At 67.2% G+C, this 19,191-nt stretch carries 14 protein-coding genes; 2 read left to right on the top strand and 12 right to left on the bottom strand.

The window, feature by feature from the left end; genetic code table 11:
* Positions 1-132: 132 nt before the first annotated feature.
* From rpmE to ACTIFF_RS11675, 3 genes are all read right to left on the bottom strand, one after another.
* Positions 133-345, bottom strand: coding sequence for a 50S ribosomal protein L31 (gene rpmE / locus ACTIFF_RS11685; RefSeq protein ID WP_069037752.1), 213 nt, complete (start codon positions 343-345; stop codon positions 133-135).
* Between the two features lie 132 nt (positions 346-477).
* A complete protein-coding gene (locus ACTIFF_RS11680) occupies positions 478-1,404 on the bottom strand; it encodes a transglutaminase family protein (RefSeq protein ID WP_306476660.1) in 927 nt (308 codons plus the stop codon).
* Positions 1,405-1,406: 2 nt separating this feature from the next.
* Entirely contained in the window at positions 1,407-3,860 is a 2,454-nt protein-coding gene (locus ACTIFF_RS11675; protein ID WP_439536983.1) for a circularly permuted type 2 ATP-grasp protein, read from the bottom strand.
* Positions 3,861-4,083: 223 nt separating this feature from the next.
* Between ACTIFF_RS11675 and ACTIFF_RS11670 the strand changes: the two genes are divergently transcribed.
* Together ACTIFF_RS11670 and ACTIFF_RS11665 are read left to right on the top strand one after the other, a co-directional pair.
* Positions 4,084-5,061: an NAD(P)/FAD-dependent oxidoreductase gene (locus tag ACTIFF_RS11670; RefSeq protein ID WP_439536982.1), complete on the top strand. Its 978-nt coding sequence runs from the start codon at positions 4,084-4,086 to the stop codon at positions 5,059-5,061.
* 168 nt (positions 5,062-5,229) lie between these two features.
* Complete coding sequence (locus ACTIFF_RS11665) at positions 5,230-7,269, top strand: methyl-accepting chemotaxis protein (RefSeq protein ID WP_439536981.1); 2,040 nt, start codon at positions 5,230-5,232, stop codon at positions 7,267-7,269.
* Positions 7,270-7,646: 377 nt separating this feature from the next.
* On the opposite strand, the gene ACTIFF_RS11660 is transcribed toward ACTIFF_RS11665, so the two are convergent.
* From ACTIFF_RS11660 to ACTIFF_RS11620, 9 genes are all read right to left on the bottom strand, one after another.
* Positions 7,647-9,236 carry a methyl-accepting chemotaxis protein gene (locus tag ACTIFF_RS11660; protein ID WP_439536980.1) on the bottom strand — a complete coding sequence of 530 codons (1,590 nt, stop codon included), beginning with the start codon at positions 9,234-9,236 and terminating at the stop codon, positions 7,647-7,649.
* Positions 9,237-9,393: 157 nt separating this feature from the next.
* Positions 9,394-11,265 carry a bifunctional tRNA (5-methylaminomethyl-2-thiouridine)(34)-methyltransferase MnmD/FAD-dependent 5-carboxymethylaminomethyl-2-thiouridine(34) oxidoreductase MnmC gene (gene mnmC / locus ACTIFF_RS11655; RefSeq protein ID WP_439536979.1) on the bottom strand — a complete coding sequence of 624 codons (1,872 nt, stop codon included), beginning with the start codon at positions 11,263-11,265 and terminating at the stop codon, positions 9,394-9,396.
* A 246-nt stretch (positions 11,266-11,511) separates the two neighbouring features.
* Positions 11,512-13,011: a lysine--tRNA ligase gene (gene lysS, locus ACTIFF_RS11650; protein ID WP_439536978.1), complete on the bottom strand. Its 1,500-nt coding sequence runs from the start codon at positions 13,009-13,011 to the stop codon at positions 11,512-11,514.
* 288 nt (positions 13,012-13,299) lie between these two features.
* Positions 13,300-13,617: a quaternary ammonium compound efflux SMR transporter SugE gene (gene sugE, locus ACTIFF_RS11645; protein ID WP_305613471.1), complete on the bottom strand. Its 318-nt coding sequence runs from the start codon at positions 13,615-13,617 to the stop codon at positions 13,300-13,302.
* Positions 13,618-13,783: 166 nt separating this feature from the next.
* Complete coding sequence (locus ACTIFF_RS11640) at positions 13,784-14,170, bottom strand: hypothetical protein (protein ID WP_439536977.1); 387 nt, start codon at positions 14,168-14,170, stop codon at positions 13,784-13,786.
* Positions 14,171-14,226: 56 nt separating this feature from the next.
* Positions 14,227-15,249: a lytic murein transglycosylase B gene (gene mltB, locus ACTIFF_RS11635; RefSeq protein WP_439536976.1), complete on the bottom strand. Its 1,023-nt coding sequence runs from the start codon at positions 15,247-15,249 to the stop codon at positions 14,227-14,229.
* On the bottom strand, positions 15,246-17,234 hold the full coding sequence (locus tag ACTIFF_RS11630; protein ID WP_439536975.1) for a transglutaminase TgpA family protein: 1,989 nt from the start codon (positions 17,232-17,234) through the stop codon (positions 15,246-15,248). The genes mltB and ACTIFF_RS11630 overlap by 4 nt, the downstream gene beginning before the upstream one ends.
* The gene (locus tag ACTIFF_RS11625; protein WP_439536974.1) at positions 17,231-18,184 is read right to left on the bottom strand and encodes a DUF58 domain-containing protein; all 954 of its coding nucleotides are present in this window, start codon (positions 18,182-18,184) and stop codon (positions 17,231-17,233) included. Before ACTIFF_RS11625 ends, ACTIFF_RS11630 begins: the two co-directional genes overlap by 4 nt.
* Positions 18,184-19,095, bottom strand: a complete 912-nt coding sequence (locus tag ACTIFF_RS11620; protein ID WP_439536973.1) for an AAA family ATPase — start codon at positions 19,093-19,095, stop codon at positions 18,184-18,186. The genes ACTIFF_RS11625 and ACTIFF_RS11620 overlap by 1 nt, the downstream gene beginning before the upstream one ends.
* Positions 19,096-19,191: the final 96 nt, after the last annotated feature.

Raw genomic sequence — 19,191 nt, 5'->3', positions numbered from 1 at the left:
GTGTTTGCCGCGATGCGGTGTGCGGGCGCCAGACGCGCTCGGGTGCAACGGTCGGTAGGCCGCCTCGAAAAAGCGCGTCCGGAAAAGAAAAAAGGCAGCCAGTGGCTGCCTTTCAGCGTACGTGCAGCCTGATCAGCTGCGCGGCACGTTGGCGTATTTCTGACGGAAGCGCTCGACGCGACCTGCAGTGTCGATGATCTTCTGCTTGCCGGTGTAGAACGGGTGGCACTGCGAGCACACTTCAACGTGCAGCGGCTTGCCGAGCGTCGAACGCGTTTCGAAGGTATTGCCACACGAGCAAGTGACGGCAACGGCAACGTAATTCGGGTGGATATCTTGTTTCATGCCTGTACTTTCACTGATGCAGTGCCACCGGTCGGCCGCAACTGCTGGACATCGAACCCCGGGTCGGCTGCGCCATGTTCGGCCCATGCAGACGGTGCCCGCGGAGGAAAAACCAGCATTATGGATGGGAATTCAATCCGGTTCAAGCGCCCCGGCGATGGGCGACCGATCGGCCGGCGCTTCGGGCGTGACGGTGACACACACCTCGATGGTGTGCTCGCCGCCGCCGAGGATGACGCCGCGCATCGGCGTCACGTCGCTGAAGTCACGTCCCCAGCCGACGGTGATGTGCTGATCGTCCGGCTGCACGCAGTTGGTCGGGTCGAAGTCGATCCAGCCAGTGCCCGGACAGAACACCGACACCCAGGCGTGCGATGCGTCGGCACCGATCAGGCGGGGCTTACCGGGTGGCGGCAGGGTCAGCAGATAGCCGCTGACATAGCGCGCCGGCAGACCGAGTGCGCGCAGACAGCCGATCATGAAGTGCGCAAAGTCCTGACACACACCGCGCCTTTCCTTCAGCAGGGTTTCCAGAGGCGTGCTGACCGTCGTCGCCTCCGGATCGAATTCGAAGTCGCGGTGAATCCGTTGCATCAATGCGCTGGCCGCCTCGAACAGCGGCCGGCCCCGATGAAAATCCAGTCGTGCGTAACGGCCGAGGACGGCCAGCGGTTCGATGTGCGGACTGGCATACAGGAACTGGCAAGGTTCGAGCAGCGGTGCCGGACCGACCTGATGCAGGCGATCCCGCACATGTTCCCACGAAGGTGACGCCGGACTGTCGGCCGCTTCGCGACCGGTCACTTCGACCGTTGAATCGGCCACCACGACCAGTTCGTCGTGTGCCGCGCTGACCGTGAAACTGTCCACCAGATTGCCGAAGTAGTCCCGCCGGGCGCGCCTTTCGGCGGGCACCGGATCGATGTCGACGGCGTGCTCGAGCGTGATCTGGCGCGGCGTTTCGCGCGGCGTCAGATGCAGCATCTGGCGCGACAGCGACACCGGACGCGCATAGGCGTAGCGGGTTTCGTGCAGCACGTTGTAGCGGAGGCGCTTCATGATCAGCTGCTGCTGCCCGGCCACGGCGTCGCGGCGTGGCTGAAGAAGCGGCGCCCGAGCTGTTCCGACAGGGTGTAGGCCGCCGTACCCAGCGCTTCGAGGACCGCGAGCAGGCGTGGCGAGCCGGCGCGGAAGTCGGTGTCGGCACGCAGCGCGAGCATATCGGCCACGGCATCCGACAGCGCCGCCGATTCGATGGTGCCGAAATGCGCGGCCAGGCGCGCCAGATAGTCGGTCAGCCCGAGTGCCTGATAGGCGATGGAGCGCGGATTGGTTTCGTCGGCGACCAGCAGGTCGATGACCGGCAGCCACTGCGGCCGCGTCATGTAGCGCGAGCGATAGGTGATCGTGCTGTCGGCCAGCTCGAGCAGCCAGTCGGGCGTGTCTCCGCCATCGGCAAGCGCCTCGCGCAGCACCCCGCTCATGAACTGCAGACGTTCGATGCGCCGGCCGACCGACAGGAAGCGCCAGCCCTGGTCGCGCGTCATGCCGTCGAGCGCAAAGCCTGACAGGGTCATCATCGCCAGTACGCTGCGATCCAGCCGCTCGAGCACTTCGCCCAGTTCGGTCGGTACGTCGTTCAGGTCGTCGGCCAGCCGGCTGATGATGCGCCAGTTGTCGATCGACAGCCGTTCGCGCAGGCTGAAGGCCACATTCGAAAGCTGGTGCAGACCGGATGCCAGCGACCCGGGCTGCGCGGCGTCGAGTGCCGCCGCGCGCAGCGCCTCCTCGAGATCGCCGATCGACGCGTCTTCGAGGTCTTTCGGGAGGATGCCCTTCTGCTGGCACAGGCGGGTCAGCGCATGGTCCGCGATGTCTCCGTGTTCGATGTGCTGTGCGATCAGCGCGCGCAGCAGGCGCGCCGTGTTGTCGCAGCGTTCGCAATAGCGGCCGAACCAGAACAGGTTTTCGACCACGCGACTGGACAGCTTGGTGCCCGCCCGCACCAGTTCCGACGGACCGACCGAGCGGCGCAGCAGGCTGAAGGTATTCACCGTGCCGTGGGTCAGCACCCAGGTGTCCTTGCTCGAACCGCCGCGCTGCATCGCGATCACGCGTGCGTCGCGCTCGGAGGCGACGCGGGTCAGGCCGCCCGGCATCACGACGTAGCCATCCGGCGAGGCGCAGGCAAACACGCGCAGGCCGACTGCGCGTGCCGCGAGCCGGCGCGGGTGCTGGGTATCCCACACCGGTGCCTGCGACAGCTGCACGAGTTCTTGCGCTACGTAATGGTGCGGTCGCGCGCGCATGCGGGCGATCAGTGCGGCGCGCTCGCGCCGGTCAAGATCCTGGCCGAACACCGACTGGATGCGCAGCTGCGGAAAGGCCGGCTTGATCACCAGCTTGTCGAGCTTCTCGATCGCGTCTTCGAGCGCCGCCTCCTCGCCGCACCACCAGGTGGCGAGCGATGGCATGGCCAGTTCCTCGCCCAGCAGGCGTCGGCACAGACGGGGCAGAAAGCCGAGCAGGGCGCCCGATTCAAGCAGGTTCGAGCCGAGCGAATTCGCGATCAGCACATTGCCCTGACGGGCCGCTTCGACCAGACCCGGTACGCCGATCGCCGATTCGCCATCCAGCTCCAGCGGGTCGCAGAAGTCGTCGTCGAGCCGGCGCAGGATCACGTGTACCCGACGCAGGCCGGACAGGTTCTTCAGCCAGACACAGCCGTCGCGCACCATCAGGTCGGAGCCTTCGACCAGCGGAAAACCCAGGTAGCGCGCCAGATAGGCGTGCTCGAAATAGGTTTCGTTGTAGGGCCCCGGCGTCAGCAGCACGATCAGCGGCGGGCCATCGCTCTGCGGCGCGTGCTGCGCCAGCGTGTCGCGCAGCGTGGCGAAGAAGCTGGCCAGGTGCTCGACGCGCAGGTCGCGGAACTGTTCCGAAAAGATGCGTGAAATGACGAGGCGGTTTTCCAGCGAATAACCGGCGCCCGAAGGCGCCTGCGTGCGGTCGTTCAGCACCCACCAGCGGCCATCCGGCGAGCGCGCCAGATCGGCGGCGTACAGGTGAAGGTGGATGTTGCCCGGTACCGCCATGCCGTGACACGGCCGCAGAAACCCGGAGTGGCCGTAGATCAGCGCCGGCGGCAGCAGGCCTTCCTCCAGCATCTGCTGCGGGCCGTACACGTCGAGCAGGATGCGGTTCAGCAGTTCGGCGCGCTGTGCGATGGCGCTGGATATCTGTTTCCACTCGTCCGGCGGGATGATCAGCGGCAGGGCATCGAGTTCCCACGGTCGCTCGACGCCGCGCGGGTCGGCATACACGTTGTACGTGACACCGTTTTCGCGGATCTGCCGACGCATCGAGCTCAGCCGCTCCTGCATCTGTTCCGGGCGGGCGCGCACCAGTGTGTCGAACAGGCTGCGCCAGTGCGGACGAAGGGCCCACGGTCCGGACAGCAGTTCGTCGTAGCGCGTGTCGGTTTGCGGGTAGTGGGCGAGCAGTTGGCGGGGCATGGGCGGAGCGATTGGGTGTGCGCGGCAGTCATCGCTCGCCGACGCACAATTCTGTTTCAATCGCACCCTAGCACAGAGCGCGCGCGTGCCGGCTCCGGTGGCGGCCTGCCGGCATGGGCGCGTCGCCGTTCGCGTCGGGCGTGAGCGCGCCGCAAACGCCGGCCACGATTCGATGTCGATACGGGTGAAAAGCCGGATTTCACCGGAACGGGAGAGTGCAAAAGTGCGTGACATTGCAGTGGTGGGGGCCGGCATGGCCGGCTGCACGCTGGCCCGCCGGCTGGTCGACGCCGGCCTGAACGTGCAGGTGTTCGACAAGGGACGCGCGGCCGGCGGCCGCCTGGCAACGCGGCGTGCCGACCGGTTTCAGTTCGACCATGGCGTGCAGTACATGACGGTGCGCGGCGACGCCATGGCGGCGCAGCTCGCGGACTGGCGGCGCGCCGGTGTCGCGGCCGCCTGGGCGCCGGTAGGGCTGGACGCATCGCCGCGCTGGATCGGCGTACCCGGCATGAATGCCATCGCACCCCGCATGCTGTGGGGCGCCGAGGTGCATATGGAAACCGCGATCACCGGATTCGGTCGCGACCATCTTGGCTGGTGGCTGGAAACAGGGCAAGGCCGCCTGCCGGCCTGCTTCGATGCGGTGCTGGTGACGCTGCCAGCGCCGCAGGCTGCGGCGCTGTTCGGGCGCTGCACGGAGGTGGACGTCGCCGCCTTTGCCGACGCCATGCCGCGCATCCGCTATGCGCCGTGCTGGGCCTTGATGTTGTCGTTCGACACACGACTCGATACCGCCGACTGCCTGCGCCCGGCAGCCAGTGGGGTGCTCGGCTGGGCGGCGCGCGACAGCAGCAAATCCCAGCGCGACAGTGCCCACGACTGCTGGGTGATTCACGCCGGCCCTCAGTGGTCGCAAGAGCACCTCGAACTGAGCGTCGAGCAGGTCCAGCCGCTGCTGCTCGAAGCCTTCCTGTCGGCGGTCGGAGCGACGAGTGCACCGTCGATGTGCCGCGCGCATCGCTGGCGTTTTGCGAGGGTGGTCGAGGCCTTAGGACGTGAATGCCTGTGGGATGCGCAGAGCAAGCTCGGCTATGCGTCGGACGGTTGCCTGGGCGAACGGGTCGAGGACGCCTTCAACAGCGCCAGTGCGCTGGCCGACCGGGTATTGCAGGGCGCGCCGAGTGCTGAAGACGGATAAAGTGTCACATCCAAGTCCATGTGTTTAAAGACAAAACAGAATGTCCAGATTCTGGACATCGGACAAAATGTTTGCCTGACGCACGCTAAAGTGCGCTGACGCCCTCCCGTAAGACCGCTTCGTACCCGGCAACACGGCCGGGTAACGGGACTTACAGGGAGACAAGAAATGAAGCTTTTCGGACGCAGGGCGGTTTCCGGGCAAGGGGGCGTCGACACCCTCCAGATTCGGGTCGCGGAACTTGAGTCCCGGCTTGCTGCAGTCGTCGGCACGCCGTCCTTCATCAGCGGTTATGTGGCACCCGATGTGGACATCGAGCAAGTGGCGCGCAGCCTGCGCGCCCGCTTCCCGGATGTCGCGCTGACCTTGACCACGACGGCGGGCGAACTGTGCAGCGGCGGTGGCGGATCGCTGTATTGCGAGGCGACCGAAGGGCGTGACCGCGTCGTGCTGCAGTGCTTCGATCGCAGCGTGATCGGCGAGGCGCATGTGGTCGCCATTCCGTTGTCCAGCGAGGATCTTCGGCAGAGCGGCCGGGTGATGGACTATCGCGAGCGCATCGATCGGCTGGTGCGCAGCATCCAGGCCACGCAGGTCGATCTCGACATCGATCATCGCGACACTTTCGCCTACGTGCTGTTCGACGGCTTGTCGAATTCCGAATCCTTCTTCATGGAGGCGCTGTACGAGTCGGGGCGCTTCCCCTGCCTGTTCGTCGGCGGCTCGGCCGGCGGCAAGCTCGACTTCCGCGACACCTGGCTGCACGACGGTTCGCGCCGCTACAACAACCATGTGCTGGTCGCCTTCCTGAAGATGGCGCCGCAAGTGCGGTTCGGCGTGTTCAAGAGCCAGAACTTCGAGCCGGCCGGCACCAGTTTCCAGATCTTCAGCGCCTCGGTCGAGCGCCGGCAGGTCAACCTGGTGATCAACGGCGAAGGGCGCGTGGTGTCGCTGATCGAGGCGCTGTGCAAGACCTTCGGCTGCGACCGCAAACAGCTGTCCGCCAGGCTCGACAGCCACTCGTTCGCCATCCGGGTCAACAACGAACTGTACGTGCGCTCGGTGGCGCGGCTCGATGTCGACAACGACCGCGTCGACTTCTACTGCGATGTGGCGCCGGGCGAGGAACTGGTGCTGGTGCGGCGCACCCCCTTTGCCAGCACGACCGAACGCGACTACCGCGCCTTCATGGCGAACAAGCCGGGCGAACCGCTGGCCGGCATGTTCAACGACTGCGTGCTGCGCCGCCTCTACAACAGCGCCGAACTGTCAGGGCTGGAGCGGATCTTCGGTGGCGGCAACATCGCCGGTTTCTCGACCTTCGGCGAAATTCTCGGCCTGAACCTGAACCAGACGCTGACGGCCGTGTTCTTCTTCCGTACGCGGCCGGCCGACACGTTCCGCGACGAATACGTGGACAACTTCATCGCCCACTACGGCGAGTTCAAGGCCTTCTTCCTGCGTCGGCACAATGCCAAGCTGGCCGGCATGTCGCGCGTGATGGTGCAGCAGATTTCCGACTACCGTTCGGGCAACTTCACCAGCCGGCTCGATCCGGCCAACGTCGATGCCAGCATGGTGCCGGTGGTGCGCGACCTCAACCATCTTGGCGAAATCATGCTCGCCGCCGAACAGACGCGCGACGCGACGGCACGACAGCTCGAAGCCTGTTCGACCGATCTGTACGCCTCGGTCGGCGACCTGACCACGCGTCTGTCCGATCAGCAGACGGTGATCAGGCAGGCGGTGGATACCGTGGACACCCTGGCCGGCCAGGCCGGCGAAGTCGGGGGCAGCGCGCGCGACCTGTCGCAGGCCAGCGATCGCATCCGGCACGTGGTCGAAATGATCCAGCAGATCGCCGACCAGACCAACCTGCTGGCGCTCAATGCGGCGATCGAGGCGGCACGCGCCGGCGAGGCCGGCCGCGGCTTCGCGGTGGTGGCCGACGAGGTGCGCATGCTGGCCGAGAAGTCGCGCAACAGCGCGGGCGAGATCGGCAAGGACATTTCCGCGCTGGCGATCGAGATCGTGCGGGTGGCGCAGATGTTCGAAAGCCAGTCGAAGGCGGTGTCGAGCCTGACCGGGGTGCTGGAAACGATAGAGTCCTACAGCACCGGAACCGCGACCGTGGCTGGCCACGCGAGGAGTGTGGCCGATGTGCTGCAGGGCCTGACCGGGGCACAACAGGCGCCGATCCGTGCCTGATCGGCGCGACGCAGACCGCCGGCCCCACCGATGAACCTGAAAACCTCGGTTGGGTGCGTCCGTCCCGACCTGCGTTGTGGAGGCGGGCTTCGTAGGTTGGGGTGAGCGCAGCGATGCTCAACGACACCCCCAACGAAGGCACCGCGCGGGTGCAACAGGCGATGTTTGGCATCGCTGCGCTCACCCCAACCTCCGGGCAGGGCGGTCCTCGCGCCTTGCCGGGCACCCTGACAACGCTGCACGCAATGCCGATCGACCGAGGTTTGCAGCACAAAGAAAAGCGACCGCCCCACGTTGTGCGGGACGGTCGCCTGGGGGTGCATGCCGGAAGGTGCGCGCCCGTTTCGGGGCGGGCACGTCGACTCAGTGGGGTGCCATCAGTGCAGCGCCTGTTCCAGGTGTTTCACCAGTTCGCGCAATTCCTTCGACGTCGAATGGAGCCGGCTCGCGGCATCGCCGACCGACTGCACGCTGGAGGTGGTCTGTTCGACCGAACCCGAAATACGCTCCATGCTGGATGCGACCTCATGCGACGCGAGTGATTGCTGGCGCAGCATCTGCGTGATTTCTTCCGAGTAGGTGGCCGCTTCGCGGCTGGCGTCCCAGATGGCCTGCAGGCCGGTACTGCTGGCTTCGATGTCGCCGGTCGAGCGGGCCACCTCACCGGCTGTCGTGCTCATCGTATCGACGGCCGAACTGGCCAGCTGGATGATGTCGGTCACGGCCAGCGCAATGTCCTTGGTGCTGGTGCGCGTGCGTTCGGCCAGCTTGCGCACCTCGTCGGCGACCACCGCGAAGCCGCGGCCCTGTTCGCCGGCACGTGCCGCCTCGATCGCGGCATTGAGCGCCAGCAGATTGGTCTGTTCGGCAATGTCGTTGATCACCTGCGACACGGCGCTGATCTTCTCGACCGAGGCATTCACTTCCGAAATACGCGTCTGCGACTGGGTCACCACGCCGACGACGCGATGGCTGCTGGCAATGCCCGCTTCCATCGTCTGCATGGCATCGTGGGCGCTGGTTTCGGTACGCCGCACGGCTTCGAGGCTGCGGTCGGTATTGTTCGACACCTCGTTGATCGACACGCTCATTTCTTCCATCGCCGCGGCGACCTGCATGACGTTTTCGCCCTGGGCACCGGTCGAGGTGACGAGCGCGCGCATCGCGTTGTCGAGTTCCTGTGACCGTTCATCGACCTCGCGTGCGCTGACCAGCACGTCGGCGAACATCGCGCGCAGATGGATGCGCATCACTTCCATGCCGACGAACAGTTCGCGCAACGGGCCTTTCGGCGCGTCGATCCGGGTCGCCAGCTTGCCTTCGTCGAGTGCAACGATGGCCGAATGCAGGCTGGTCAGCCTCGAAACGATGCCACTGCTCAGATACCAGGCGCCGCCCACTGCGATCAGTGCGGACAGACCGGCCATCATCAGGCCCCACAGCCCACCCAGCGCCGCGCCGGCGATGGCCAGCAGGCTGCTGAGACCGGCGCTCAGCCAGATGCGGGCAGCGAGTCCGAGCTTTTCCTTGTGACGGGGAGTGGTCGGGAATTTCGCGCTCTTGTCGCGTACTGCGCGGTACAGCGCCTCGGCGCTGGCCACGTCTTCGCGCTTCGGAATGTTGCGCACCGACTGGTAGCCGACGGTTCGGCCATCCAGCGTCATCGGCGTCACGAACGCCTCCACCCAATAGTGATCGCCGTTCTTGGCGCGGTTCTTGACGAAACCACGCCACGGCTGGCCGGCCTTGATCGTGTTCCACAAGTCTTCGAATGCTTCGGGGGGCATGTCCGGGTGACGCACCACATTGTGGCTTTCGCCCACCAGCTCGTCCCGGCTGAAGCCGCTGATGGCGACGAACGATTCGTTCGCGTAGGTGATGCGGCCTTTCAGATCGGTCTTGGTGACGATCGGTTTGCCGGGTTCAAGGAAAACTTCGTTCTGGGTGACCGGCATGTTTATTTTCATGACATCTCTCCTGAGTACGAGGTGTGGCGATGCCGAAGCGCCGGATCCCCACGGTCCGTGTCGCGGTTCAGCAGTTCGCTGGCCTCTGCGTGACTTACGGCACGAACGAAATATTCTTCAGGAGATTTGCCCGAATCGATCGGTGTCTTGATCTGGATCAGTGTTCCAGCAAAAAACGTCGCGGATCGATTGCGGATGAGAGTTCATTCTCGACAGGTATGGGGTCGCCACACAGTCGTGCCGCGAGGACTTCGGCACCCAGAGGCGACCACACCAGCCCGCGCGAACCGAGCCCGGTGAAGGCGTAGAGACCCGGCTGTCCGGGCAGTTCGCCGATCAGCGGCATGCGGTCGGGGGTCGCGGTGCGGAAAGCGACCCGACCGGCGAGCTTGCGCAGGTCGGGCAGCGGCACCGTGTCCGGCAGCAGCCGCTCGAGGCGGGCCAGATTGTCGGCATGGCTGTCGCTGCGCACGCTGCGGTCTTCGTCGCCGACGTCGAAGCTGGCGCCCAGATTCAGGTCGCCGTCGGGTGTCGGGCACAGATAGCCGTCGCAGCACAGCGTGACATGCAACTGCGGCAGCAGCGCGCGCGGCAGGCGGGTGACCTGGCCGCGGATGCGGACCAACGGCAGCGCCAGCGGCGACAGCGCAGCCGCGTCCGACGCATTGGCCAGCACCACCGCGTCGGCGCTCACCAGCGTGCGATCATCGGCGCTCACCCGCCAGGCGTCGCCGTCTCGTGCAAGACCGATGGCCTCGCTCGAAAACAACCGGGTCACGGCGTCGCCGGCCCGTTCGAGGTTGGCTTCGCACAGGCTGGGCGGATTGACCCAGGCGCCGCGCGGAAACCACCAGCCGCCGCGCGGAACCGCATAGCCGACGCGTCGCGTCATCTCCCAGTCGGACAGGTGACGGACGAGCGCGTCCGGCAGGGCGTGCGACGCCCACAGCGCGTGCTGCATCTGTTCCTGTTCGGCGTCCTGCGCGATCTGCATGACGCCAGTCGGGCCCCATTTCAGCGGGCGCCCCTCGCCGTCGAGCCGCCGCAGATGGCTGGAGGCATGCAGGAAGGCGGCACGCGAAAAGCGCGCGGCGAAGCTGTCGTCGCGCGCCACCATGGGCCGCAGCACGCCGGCCGCGTTACCCGACGCCTCCTGCGCCGGCGCCGCGTGGCGCTCGATCAGCACCACTTCGATGCCGCGCGCTGCCAGCCGCTCGGCCAGCGCGCAGCCGGCCAGCCCGGCGCCGATCACCGCCACGCGCTGAGGCACGCTGGTCTGCGGCCGGTGGCGCAAGGCGGCTGCCTGCGCTTGCGGGTGCAGCGAACCGGTCAGCATGTCCCGCTTGGGCTTCAGTCCGAGCCGCTTCTCGGTGACGAAACTGTGGTCGGCCAGCGCCCGGCGCAGCGCCGCCGATACGGTCCAGGTCGCCAGCGTCACGTCGTCCGCGCTCAGACGCTTCAGGTGTCGGCAGATGCGCTCCGACCACATGTCCGGGTTGCGCGCCGGCGAAAAGCCATCGAGATACAGCGCATTGGCACGCAGCGTGAGCTGCGGCAGCAGCGCGTCGGCGTCGCCGAAAGCCAGGGTCAGCACGACGCGCCCGCTGTCGAAATCGATGCGATGCACACCGGCTACCGGCAGCGGCCAGCGTTCGATCAGCCGCTGCGCCATGTCGCTCATGTCCTGCGGCAGGGCTCGCTGGTAATAGGTCGCGAGGTCGTACTGGGCGACCGGATGCTTTTCGACCGATACGAAGTGCAGCCGGTCACAGCGCGCCGGGTCGTCGCGCCACGCGCGCCAGGTGGCGAGGAAGTTCAGGCCGAGGCCGAATCCGGTCTCCAGCACGACGAAGCGTTCCCGTCGGGCCCAGCGCCCCGGCAGGCCGTTGCCGCCCAGAAACACGAACTGCGCCTGGGCCAGCGGGCCTTCGCAGGAGTGATAGCGGTCATCGAACAGCGACGAGCGCGGTGTGCCTTCGTCGTCGAAGGTCAGCGTGGCGGGCTGCAGGGGTTGAAGCGGGCGGGACATTCAGGACCCTTTTTGCCGAATGCGGGTGCGGCACATGTGATGAATGCAGAGGCGCCGGAGTTCCGGTGACCGCCTGTGGGCGCGGCCCCCGTGTGAGCGGCAGCGTGAATTATCGGCGGCCTGTAGGAGAGGCGGCCTGTGGGAGCGGCGGCCTCGCCGCGATCAGTGCGGCGACCGTCGTTGTGCAGGGTGCGTATCGCGGCGAGGCCGCCGCTCCCACAGCCACGGCTCCCGAAGCGGATACGGCTACTCGCGGCGCATCTGCGGGAACAGGATGACGTCGCGGATATTGGACGAATCGGTCAGCAGCATGACCAGACGGTCGATGCCGATGCCACAGCCGCCGGTCGGCGGCAGGCCGTGTTCGAGTGCGCGGATGTAGTCGGCGTCGAAAAACATCGCCTCCTCGTCGCCGGCGTCCTTGGCCTTTGCCTGGTCGAGAAAACGTGCGGCCTGGTCTTCCGGATCGTTCAGCTCGGAAAAGCCGTTGGCGATTTCGCGCCCGACGATGAACAGTTCGAAGCGTTCGGTGATGTCCGGCTGGGTGTCGGAGCGGCGCGCCAGCGGGCTCACTTCGGCCGGGTAGTCGATGATGTAGGTCGGCTCCCACAGCTGCGCCTCGGCGCAGGCTTCGAACAGCTGCAGCTGCAGCGAACCGAGGCCGCCCGGCTTGACCGTTTCGCCGTGCGTGTTGATCGCCTTCTTCACGAAGGCTTCGTCGGCCAGATCGGCATCGGAATACTGCGGGTTGTACTTCTGTATTGCCTGCACGATGGTCAGCCGGTGGAAAGGCTGGCCGAGATCGAGCTCGTGGCCCTGGTACGTGAACTTCGTCGTGCCCAGCGCCTGCTCGGCACAGTGGCGCAGCAGGTATTCGGTGAAATCCATCAGCTGCCGGTAATCGGCGTAGGCCTGATAGAACTCCATCATCGTGAATTCGGGGTTGTGGCGCGGGCTGATGCCTTCGTTGCGGAAGTTGCGGTTCACCTCGAACACCTTCTCGAAGCCACCGACCACCAGGCGCTTCAGGTACAGCTCGGGTGCGATGCGCAGGAACAGTTCCATGTCGAGCGCGTTGTGGTGGGTCTTGAACGGCTTGGCTGCCGCGCCGCCGGGGATGGGATGCATCATCGGCGTTTCGACTTCGAGAAAACCCTGACGCGTCATTTCGGCGCGCAGCGAACTCATCAGGCGGCTGCGCGCGATGAAGGTGTTGCGCGACGCGTCATTGGTGATCAGGTCGAGATAGCGAAAGCGGTACTTTGTTTCCTGATCGGCCAGGCCGTGGAATTTCTCCGGCAGCGGGCGCAGCGCCTTCGACAGCAGGCGCACGCTGTCGCACTTGATCGTCAGCTCACCCGTGCGGGTGCGGAACAGCACGCCGGAACAGCCGACGATGTCGCCCAGATCCCAGTGCTTGAACGCGCCATGCGCCGCTTCGCCCACGCCGTCGTTCGTGATGTAGAGCTGGATGCGGCCAGACATGTCCTGCAGGGTCGCGAAACTGGCCTTGCCCATGACGCGCTTGAGCATCATGCGTCCGGCCAGCTGGACGGGTTCCGGCGTCGCCTCAAGGGCTTCGCCGCTGGTCGAGGCATGCTGCGCGGTCAGCTCGCCCGCGTAGTGGGTGCGGCTGAAATCGTTCGGATAGGCCGCGCCGCCTTCGCGCCACTGGCGCAGTTTTTCGCGCCGCTCCGCGATGATGTGGTTTTCGTCGTCGGGCGGCAGTGCGGCGGAATCGGTCATGGCGGGCTCGGATGGATGAAGCCTGCACGCACTTCGCGCGCAAGCCAAAGCCATGGATTTTCGCCGATTGCTGGCAGGCGGCACAAGTGCGGTCTTTGTCGGACGGCCAGGTTTGCCTGATCAAGAGCGGTGTCGCTGTGGGAATGGCTGCCTGGTGGGATCGGCGGCCTCGCCGCGATCGAGCAGCGATGGTCGATGATCAGCGTGCGTATCGCGGCGAGGCCGCCGATCCCACAGCCGGAACTCCCACAGCCGGAACTCCCACAGCCGGAACTCCCGCCGCGGCACTCAGGCCGACGTGAGCTTCAGTCCGAGGATGCCGGCGACGATCAGTGCAACGCAGGCCAGACGCGCTGCATTGGCCGGATCGCCGAACAGCACGATGCCCAGGATGACGGTGCCGACTGCGCCGATGCCGGTCCACACCGCGTAGGCGGTGCCGACCGGCAGCGTGCGCATGGCCAGTCCGAGCAGCACCACGCTGATCAGCATGGCTGCCGCCGTGCCGACCGACGGCCACAGCTTGCTGAAACCGTCGGTGTATTTCAGACCGATCGCCCAGGCGACCTCGAACAGACCTGCGATGAACAGGATGACCCACGCCATGATGAACGCTCCGGACATCCGGGGCCGTCCCCGGAAGAATGAAGGCGACCGGGTCGTCCCGGTCGCCGTGTTGCATGGCGTGAATAATGGTTTCATTCAATGCCCGGGTCAAGCCTGGTGGTGTCGCGCCAAGGTGCCCGTATATCTGCACCATGGCGTGCCGGACTCAGCGTCTGTCCAGCCAGACCGGCGCACCTGATTTGAACCGGCCTTCGAGCCGGGTCGGCGATACCCGGGTCAGTTGCAGCCGGAGGTCCTTGCACAGCGGCAGGGCCTGGCTCGCCTTGACCCACAGCGACAGTGCGCCATCAGGCTCGCCTTCGATGAGCACCGCAAAGGCGCGGTTGAAACACGGATTCTGCCGGCCGGCGCTGCCCTTGGGCTTGCCGGTCCAGGTCGCGCCGTCTTCGGTCACGACAAGTTCCGCTTCGCGGTCGATGCCTTCGTCGGTCTTGTAGTCGCCTGTCCAGCGACCGTTCAGCGACGCGTCGTGGGCGCTCGAGGGCGAACAGAGCAGGGCGCCCAGCGTGGCGGCGAGCAGAAGGCGGGTCATGGTCGGGTTCCGGTTCGGGTGGGGGCGGGGGCGGGCGGCAAATGCTCGAGCGACATTCAGGCTCGCATGAGCGCCTCGCTGAGCTGATGCACCGCCATCGCGTAGAAGCTCGATTTGTTGTAGCGGGTGATCACGTAGAAATTCCTGAAGCCGAGCCAGTATTCGGTCGGCGCATCCGGCGTGATCAGATCGACCACGGCCGCCGGCTTCGAAATCAGCTCACGGCCGAGCGGGCGGATGCCGCTGGCCAGCAGCCGATCGGTCTCGAGTACCGGTTCGATGCCGGATTCGATCAGCGGCGCAACCGTGCTGCTATCGACCAGGATGCGCTGCACCACCGGTTCGCCCGGCTCCCAGCCGTGTTCCTTCAGGTAGGCGGCGACGCTGCCGATGGCGTCGATCGGGCTGTCGATCAGGTCGACGCGGCCGTCGTTGTCGAAATCGACTGCATAACGGCGCCAGCTGCTGGGCAGGAATTGCGGGTAACCGAGTGCGCCGGCGTAGGAGCCGCGATAGCTGGCCACATCGCGGTTCTGGTCGCGCGCCAGCAGGAACAGCTCGCCCAGTTCGCGCCGGAACAGTTCCGCGCGCGGCGGATAGTCGAACGCCAGCGTGGCCAGTGCGCCGATGACCGGGAAGTTGCCGGTGTGGCGACCGTAGATCGTTTCGACGCCGATAATCGCGGTGACCACATGCGGCGGCACGCCGTACTGCTGTTCGGCGCGCGCCAGCGTCGCGGCGTGTTCATCCATGAAGGCGCGGCCTTCACGGATGCGCAGCGGCTCGACGAAGCGGCCGCGGTAGCGTTGCCACGAGCGCACGCCCGGCTTCGTCGGCGGGCGGATCAGTTCGATCACCCTGGGTTGCGGCTGTACCGGTTCGAATTGCGTCAGCAGCCAGCCCGGATCGAAACCGTGTGCGCCGGCCAGCTCGGCACAGAAGGCGCGCACGTCATCCCGGCCGGCAAAGCCAGCGTTGCCCGGGGTCTGCGCCGACAACTGGCCGGCGGCAACCAGGGCGGTGCTGCCAAGGATGAAATCGCGGCGTGAAAAGGCGTCAGATGTGAAACGTGAGGTCATCGGTGGGGCGGGGTGCGTTGGCGGCGCAGCGCGCGGGCGCAGGCCTTGAGTTCGCGGGCCGCAGCGGCGGGCGGAGCCGCGCCATAGCGGGCGTCGGCATAAAGTCTACACGCCTGGGCGAGTACGGGTGCCAGATCGGGACGCAGCCGGCCGATACGTGCCGCGTAGTCGAACGGCCCTTCCCACGCCTCGCGGCCCAGACCGGCCGGACGCAGCGTGCGGTCGACGGCGGCCCAGGCGCGCGCCAGCGCATCGACCGACCCGCTGCGGCGCATCGCCCACAGCGTCAGCGCGAGGGCGAACAGCGCGCACAGCGACGCGAGCCAGATCGTCATCATCCGCCAGTCAGGTTGTGCCATGCCGAGCCGGCTCAGCAGCTCGCGCTGCTTCTGCTGGTCGTACGACAGCACCCACTGGTTCCACGAATTGTTGGTCGCCTCCCACTGGTGGCGCAGCGCGCGCAGCCAGCCCAGATCGACGCGCGCGACGAAGGGCACCGGTTCGCCGGCCGGCAGGTCGGCCAGACCGCGTTCGATGCGCGACGGCAGGATGGCCGCGGTCGGATCGACGCGCCGCCAGCCTTCGCCCTGGAGCCAGACCTCGGCCCACGCGTGGGCGTCGGACTGGCGCACCACGACGTAGTCGTCGACCTCATTGCGCTCGCCGCCCTGATAGCCGGTCACGACGCGTGCCGGCAGTCCGGCGGCGCGCATCAGGAACACGAAGGCGCCGGCGTAGTGCTCGCAGAAGCCGCGCCGGGTGTCGAACAGGAAGGCGTCGATGCCGTCTTCACCCAGCAGCGGCGGCGTCAGCGTGTAGACGAACGCTTCGCGCCTGAACAGCCGCAGGCCGGCCGCCACCGTGTCGGCCGGCGAAGCGGCGCGCAGCGTCTGCGCCAGTTGCCGGGCGCGCGGATTGCCGTCGGGCGGCAGCTGGCGGGCCGCGTCGAGGTGAGCGCTCCACTCCTCGATGCCGGGTCGCGCGCCCAGCACCGATTCGAAGCGGTCGCGCCGCCGGTTGCGCACCCCGTCGCGACCGGACAGCTGCCAGTCATCGCTCACCCGCACGCCGGCCGGCAGGGTGCTGACAGTTTCGAGCGCGAACAGCCAGGTCCGGTTGTGTGGTTCCAGCGTGACTTCATAGCTTAGCGGACGACCGGGTACCGGGTGCGGCACGCTGTCGCCGATGCGCCGCGCGCTGTCGCCCTGTCGCCAGGTGCGGCCGTCGAAGGCGCTCAGCACCGGTCCGCGCCAGTACAGATCGCGTGCCGGCGGCGCCTCGCCCTCGAAGCGCGCGCGGAAGGCGATGGCGCCGGACAGGCTCAACTGGGATATCGAGCCCGGCGACATGCTGTCGGACAGACCCGAGGTGCCGCTGTAGGCGTCGAGCGGCAAGCCCCACAGCGGGCCCGGCACGCGCGGGAACAGCACGAACAGCACCAGCATGAAAGGCAGCGCCTGCGCCATCATCCATGCGGCGTGGCGCAGCAGAGCCCGTGGCGCAGCCGGCGGGCCGGTCAGCGCGATCAGCGCCGCGGTGATGACGGTCATCGACACGCCGAGCGCAGCCGCCATGGCCGGTGTCTGCGAATACAGGAAGGCGGTCAGCAGCATGAAGTAGCCGAGCAGCACGACGGTGTGGCCGTCGCGCGTGCTGCGCAATTCGTGCAGCTTGAGCACCAGCATCAGCGTCAGCAGTGCCACGCCGGGTTCGCGTCCGAACAGGCGGCCGAAGGTCAGCGACACGCCGGCGCAGCAGGCGACCACCACCAGCAGCTTGACCAGACCGCTGGCGCCCGGCCAGCCGAGCTTCCACTGCGCCAGCCGCCAGGTGAACAACAGGGCCGCCACCGCGATCAGCCAGCCGGGCAGGTGCGAGCCGTGCGGCACCAGTGCGCAGGCGGCGACCGCCATCAGCCAGGCGATGCGCGACTGATCGAGCGGTTCGGCGGCCACCCTGGGGGCGGTCGTGCGCCGCCATTTCATGCCGGCAGCCCGTGCAGTGCCAGCGCGCGCAGCGCGCGCGCGCGGTGCGCCGGCCCGCCGGATGGCGCGATGCGCGTGCCCGGCAGCGCCAGACCGTAGTGCAGGCCGGCGGCGTCGGCGTCGATCACCCAGCCGGTCAGACGCGACAGCTGCTGTTCGAGCGACAGCGTGGCGGGCAGCTGGGCGAGGTCCAGCCAGAGGTCGCCGCCGTCGCTGCCTTCGAACTGTTTGGTCAGCAGCGGCGCATCCGGCGTGCGCGCCGATGTTTTCCAGGCGACATGGCGCGGCGAATCGGCGGCGCGGTGGTCGCGCAGACTGGCAAATTCCTCGCTGCCCTCGCCACGCGGGCGCACACCCGCGTCACCCGCCGCCGTGGCCGGCAGCGGCGGGCGGCCGCTTTCCGGCTGCGGCATCACCAGACAGCGCTGGGCCGGCTTCGCGTACGACCAGGCGCGGATCAGGCCCAGCGGGTAGCGGGTATCCAGCGTGACGCGCGCCGGCGACAGCCAGCCGCGCCGCGTCGCCGGCACGCGCAGCATGACCGCCCGGCTCTGCTTCGGCGCCAGATCGATCGTGACCGGATCGGCGCCGGGCATCGCCAGTTGCAGCGCCGGCCGCGGTCGGCTGGCGTCGTTGTCCAGCCACAGCGGGAAGCTCGCGTGCTGGCCGGCGAACACCGGCTCCGGCACGGTTTCGCGCAGCGTCAGCGCGTACAGGTTGCGAAAGGCATGCAGCAGCGCGACCTGGCCCAGGCCGGCCAGCATGAACACCAGTGCGAAGCCCAGGCTGAGCGTGTAGTTGATGGCGGTGAGCAGCATGGCGAGCAGCGCGCAGCCGAAGGCCAGACCGGGCCCGGTCGGCAGCACGAAGATGCGGCGCCGGTCCAGGGTCAGCGGCAGCGCGGGCGAGCCGCCCAGTGTGGCCAGCCAGCGGCGGATCGCTTCCCGCATCAGACCGGCAGCGCGACCGCCTGCAGCAGATGGCGGGCGGCGTCTTCGTGACTGGCCGGCTGTTCGAGCATCGGCAGGCGATGCAGCGCGACCGCCGGCAGCACCGCCTGCACGTCTTCCGGCAGCACATGGCTGCGTGCATCGAGCAGCGCGCGGGCGCGCGCCGCGGCCAGCAACGCCAGTCCGGCGCGCGGACTCAGACCGAGCCGGTAGGCGCCGCCGGTGCGCGTGTAGGCGATCAGCGCCTGTACGTAATCGATCAGTGCATCGCTGACATGAATGGCCTCGGCCTGCGTGCGCCAGGCCGTCAGCGTCGCCGCGTCGGCCACCGGCGCCAGATCGGCCAGCAGGCTGCGCCGGTCGCGGCCTGTCAGCAGTGCGCGTTCGGCCGCCGGGTCGGGATAGCCCATGGTGATGCGCATCATGAAGCGGTCGAGCTGCGATTCGGGCAGCGGATAGGTGCCGATCTGGCTGGCCGGGTTCTGCGTGGCGATGACGAAGAAGGGTTCGGGCAGCGGGCGCGTTTCGCCTTCGACGCTGACCTGGTGTTCTTCCATCGCCTCGAGCAGTGCGCTCTGCGTGCGCGGTGTGGCGCGATTCACCTCGTCGGCGAGCAGCACCTGGGTGAACACCGGACCGGGGTGGAAGCGGAAGGCGCCGGTTTCACGTTCGAACACCGACACGCCGAGAATGTCTGCCGGCAGCAGGTCGCTGGTGAATTGCACGCGGCGGAAATCCAGCCCGAGCAGGCGTGCCATCACGTGGGCGAGTGTCGTCTTGCCGGTGCCGGGTACATCCTCGATCAGCAGGTGACCGCCGGCGATCAGGCAGGTCAGCGCCAGCTCGAGCCGGCTGCGCTTACCGAGAATGAGGGTGGACGCGGCATCGACGACGGCTCGGGGATCGGACATGGCTTGAGGTGGGTTAAGGTGTGGCGGGATAATGCAGTGCACGATTCAATTCACGCGATGTGACACGGCACGCAGAGGCGCGGTTGCATCAATCGC

Source organism: Methyloversatilis sp., assembly GCF_051861465.1.
GTDB lineage: Bacteria > Pseudomonadota > Gammaproteobacteria > Burkholderiales > Rhodocyclaceae > Methyloversatilis.
The sequence above is the reverse complement of the archived record's forward strand: the minus strand, read 5'-3'. Positions and strand labels throughout refer to the sequence as shown.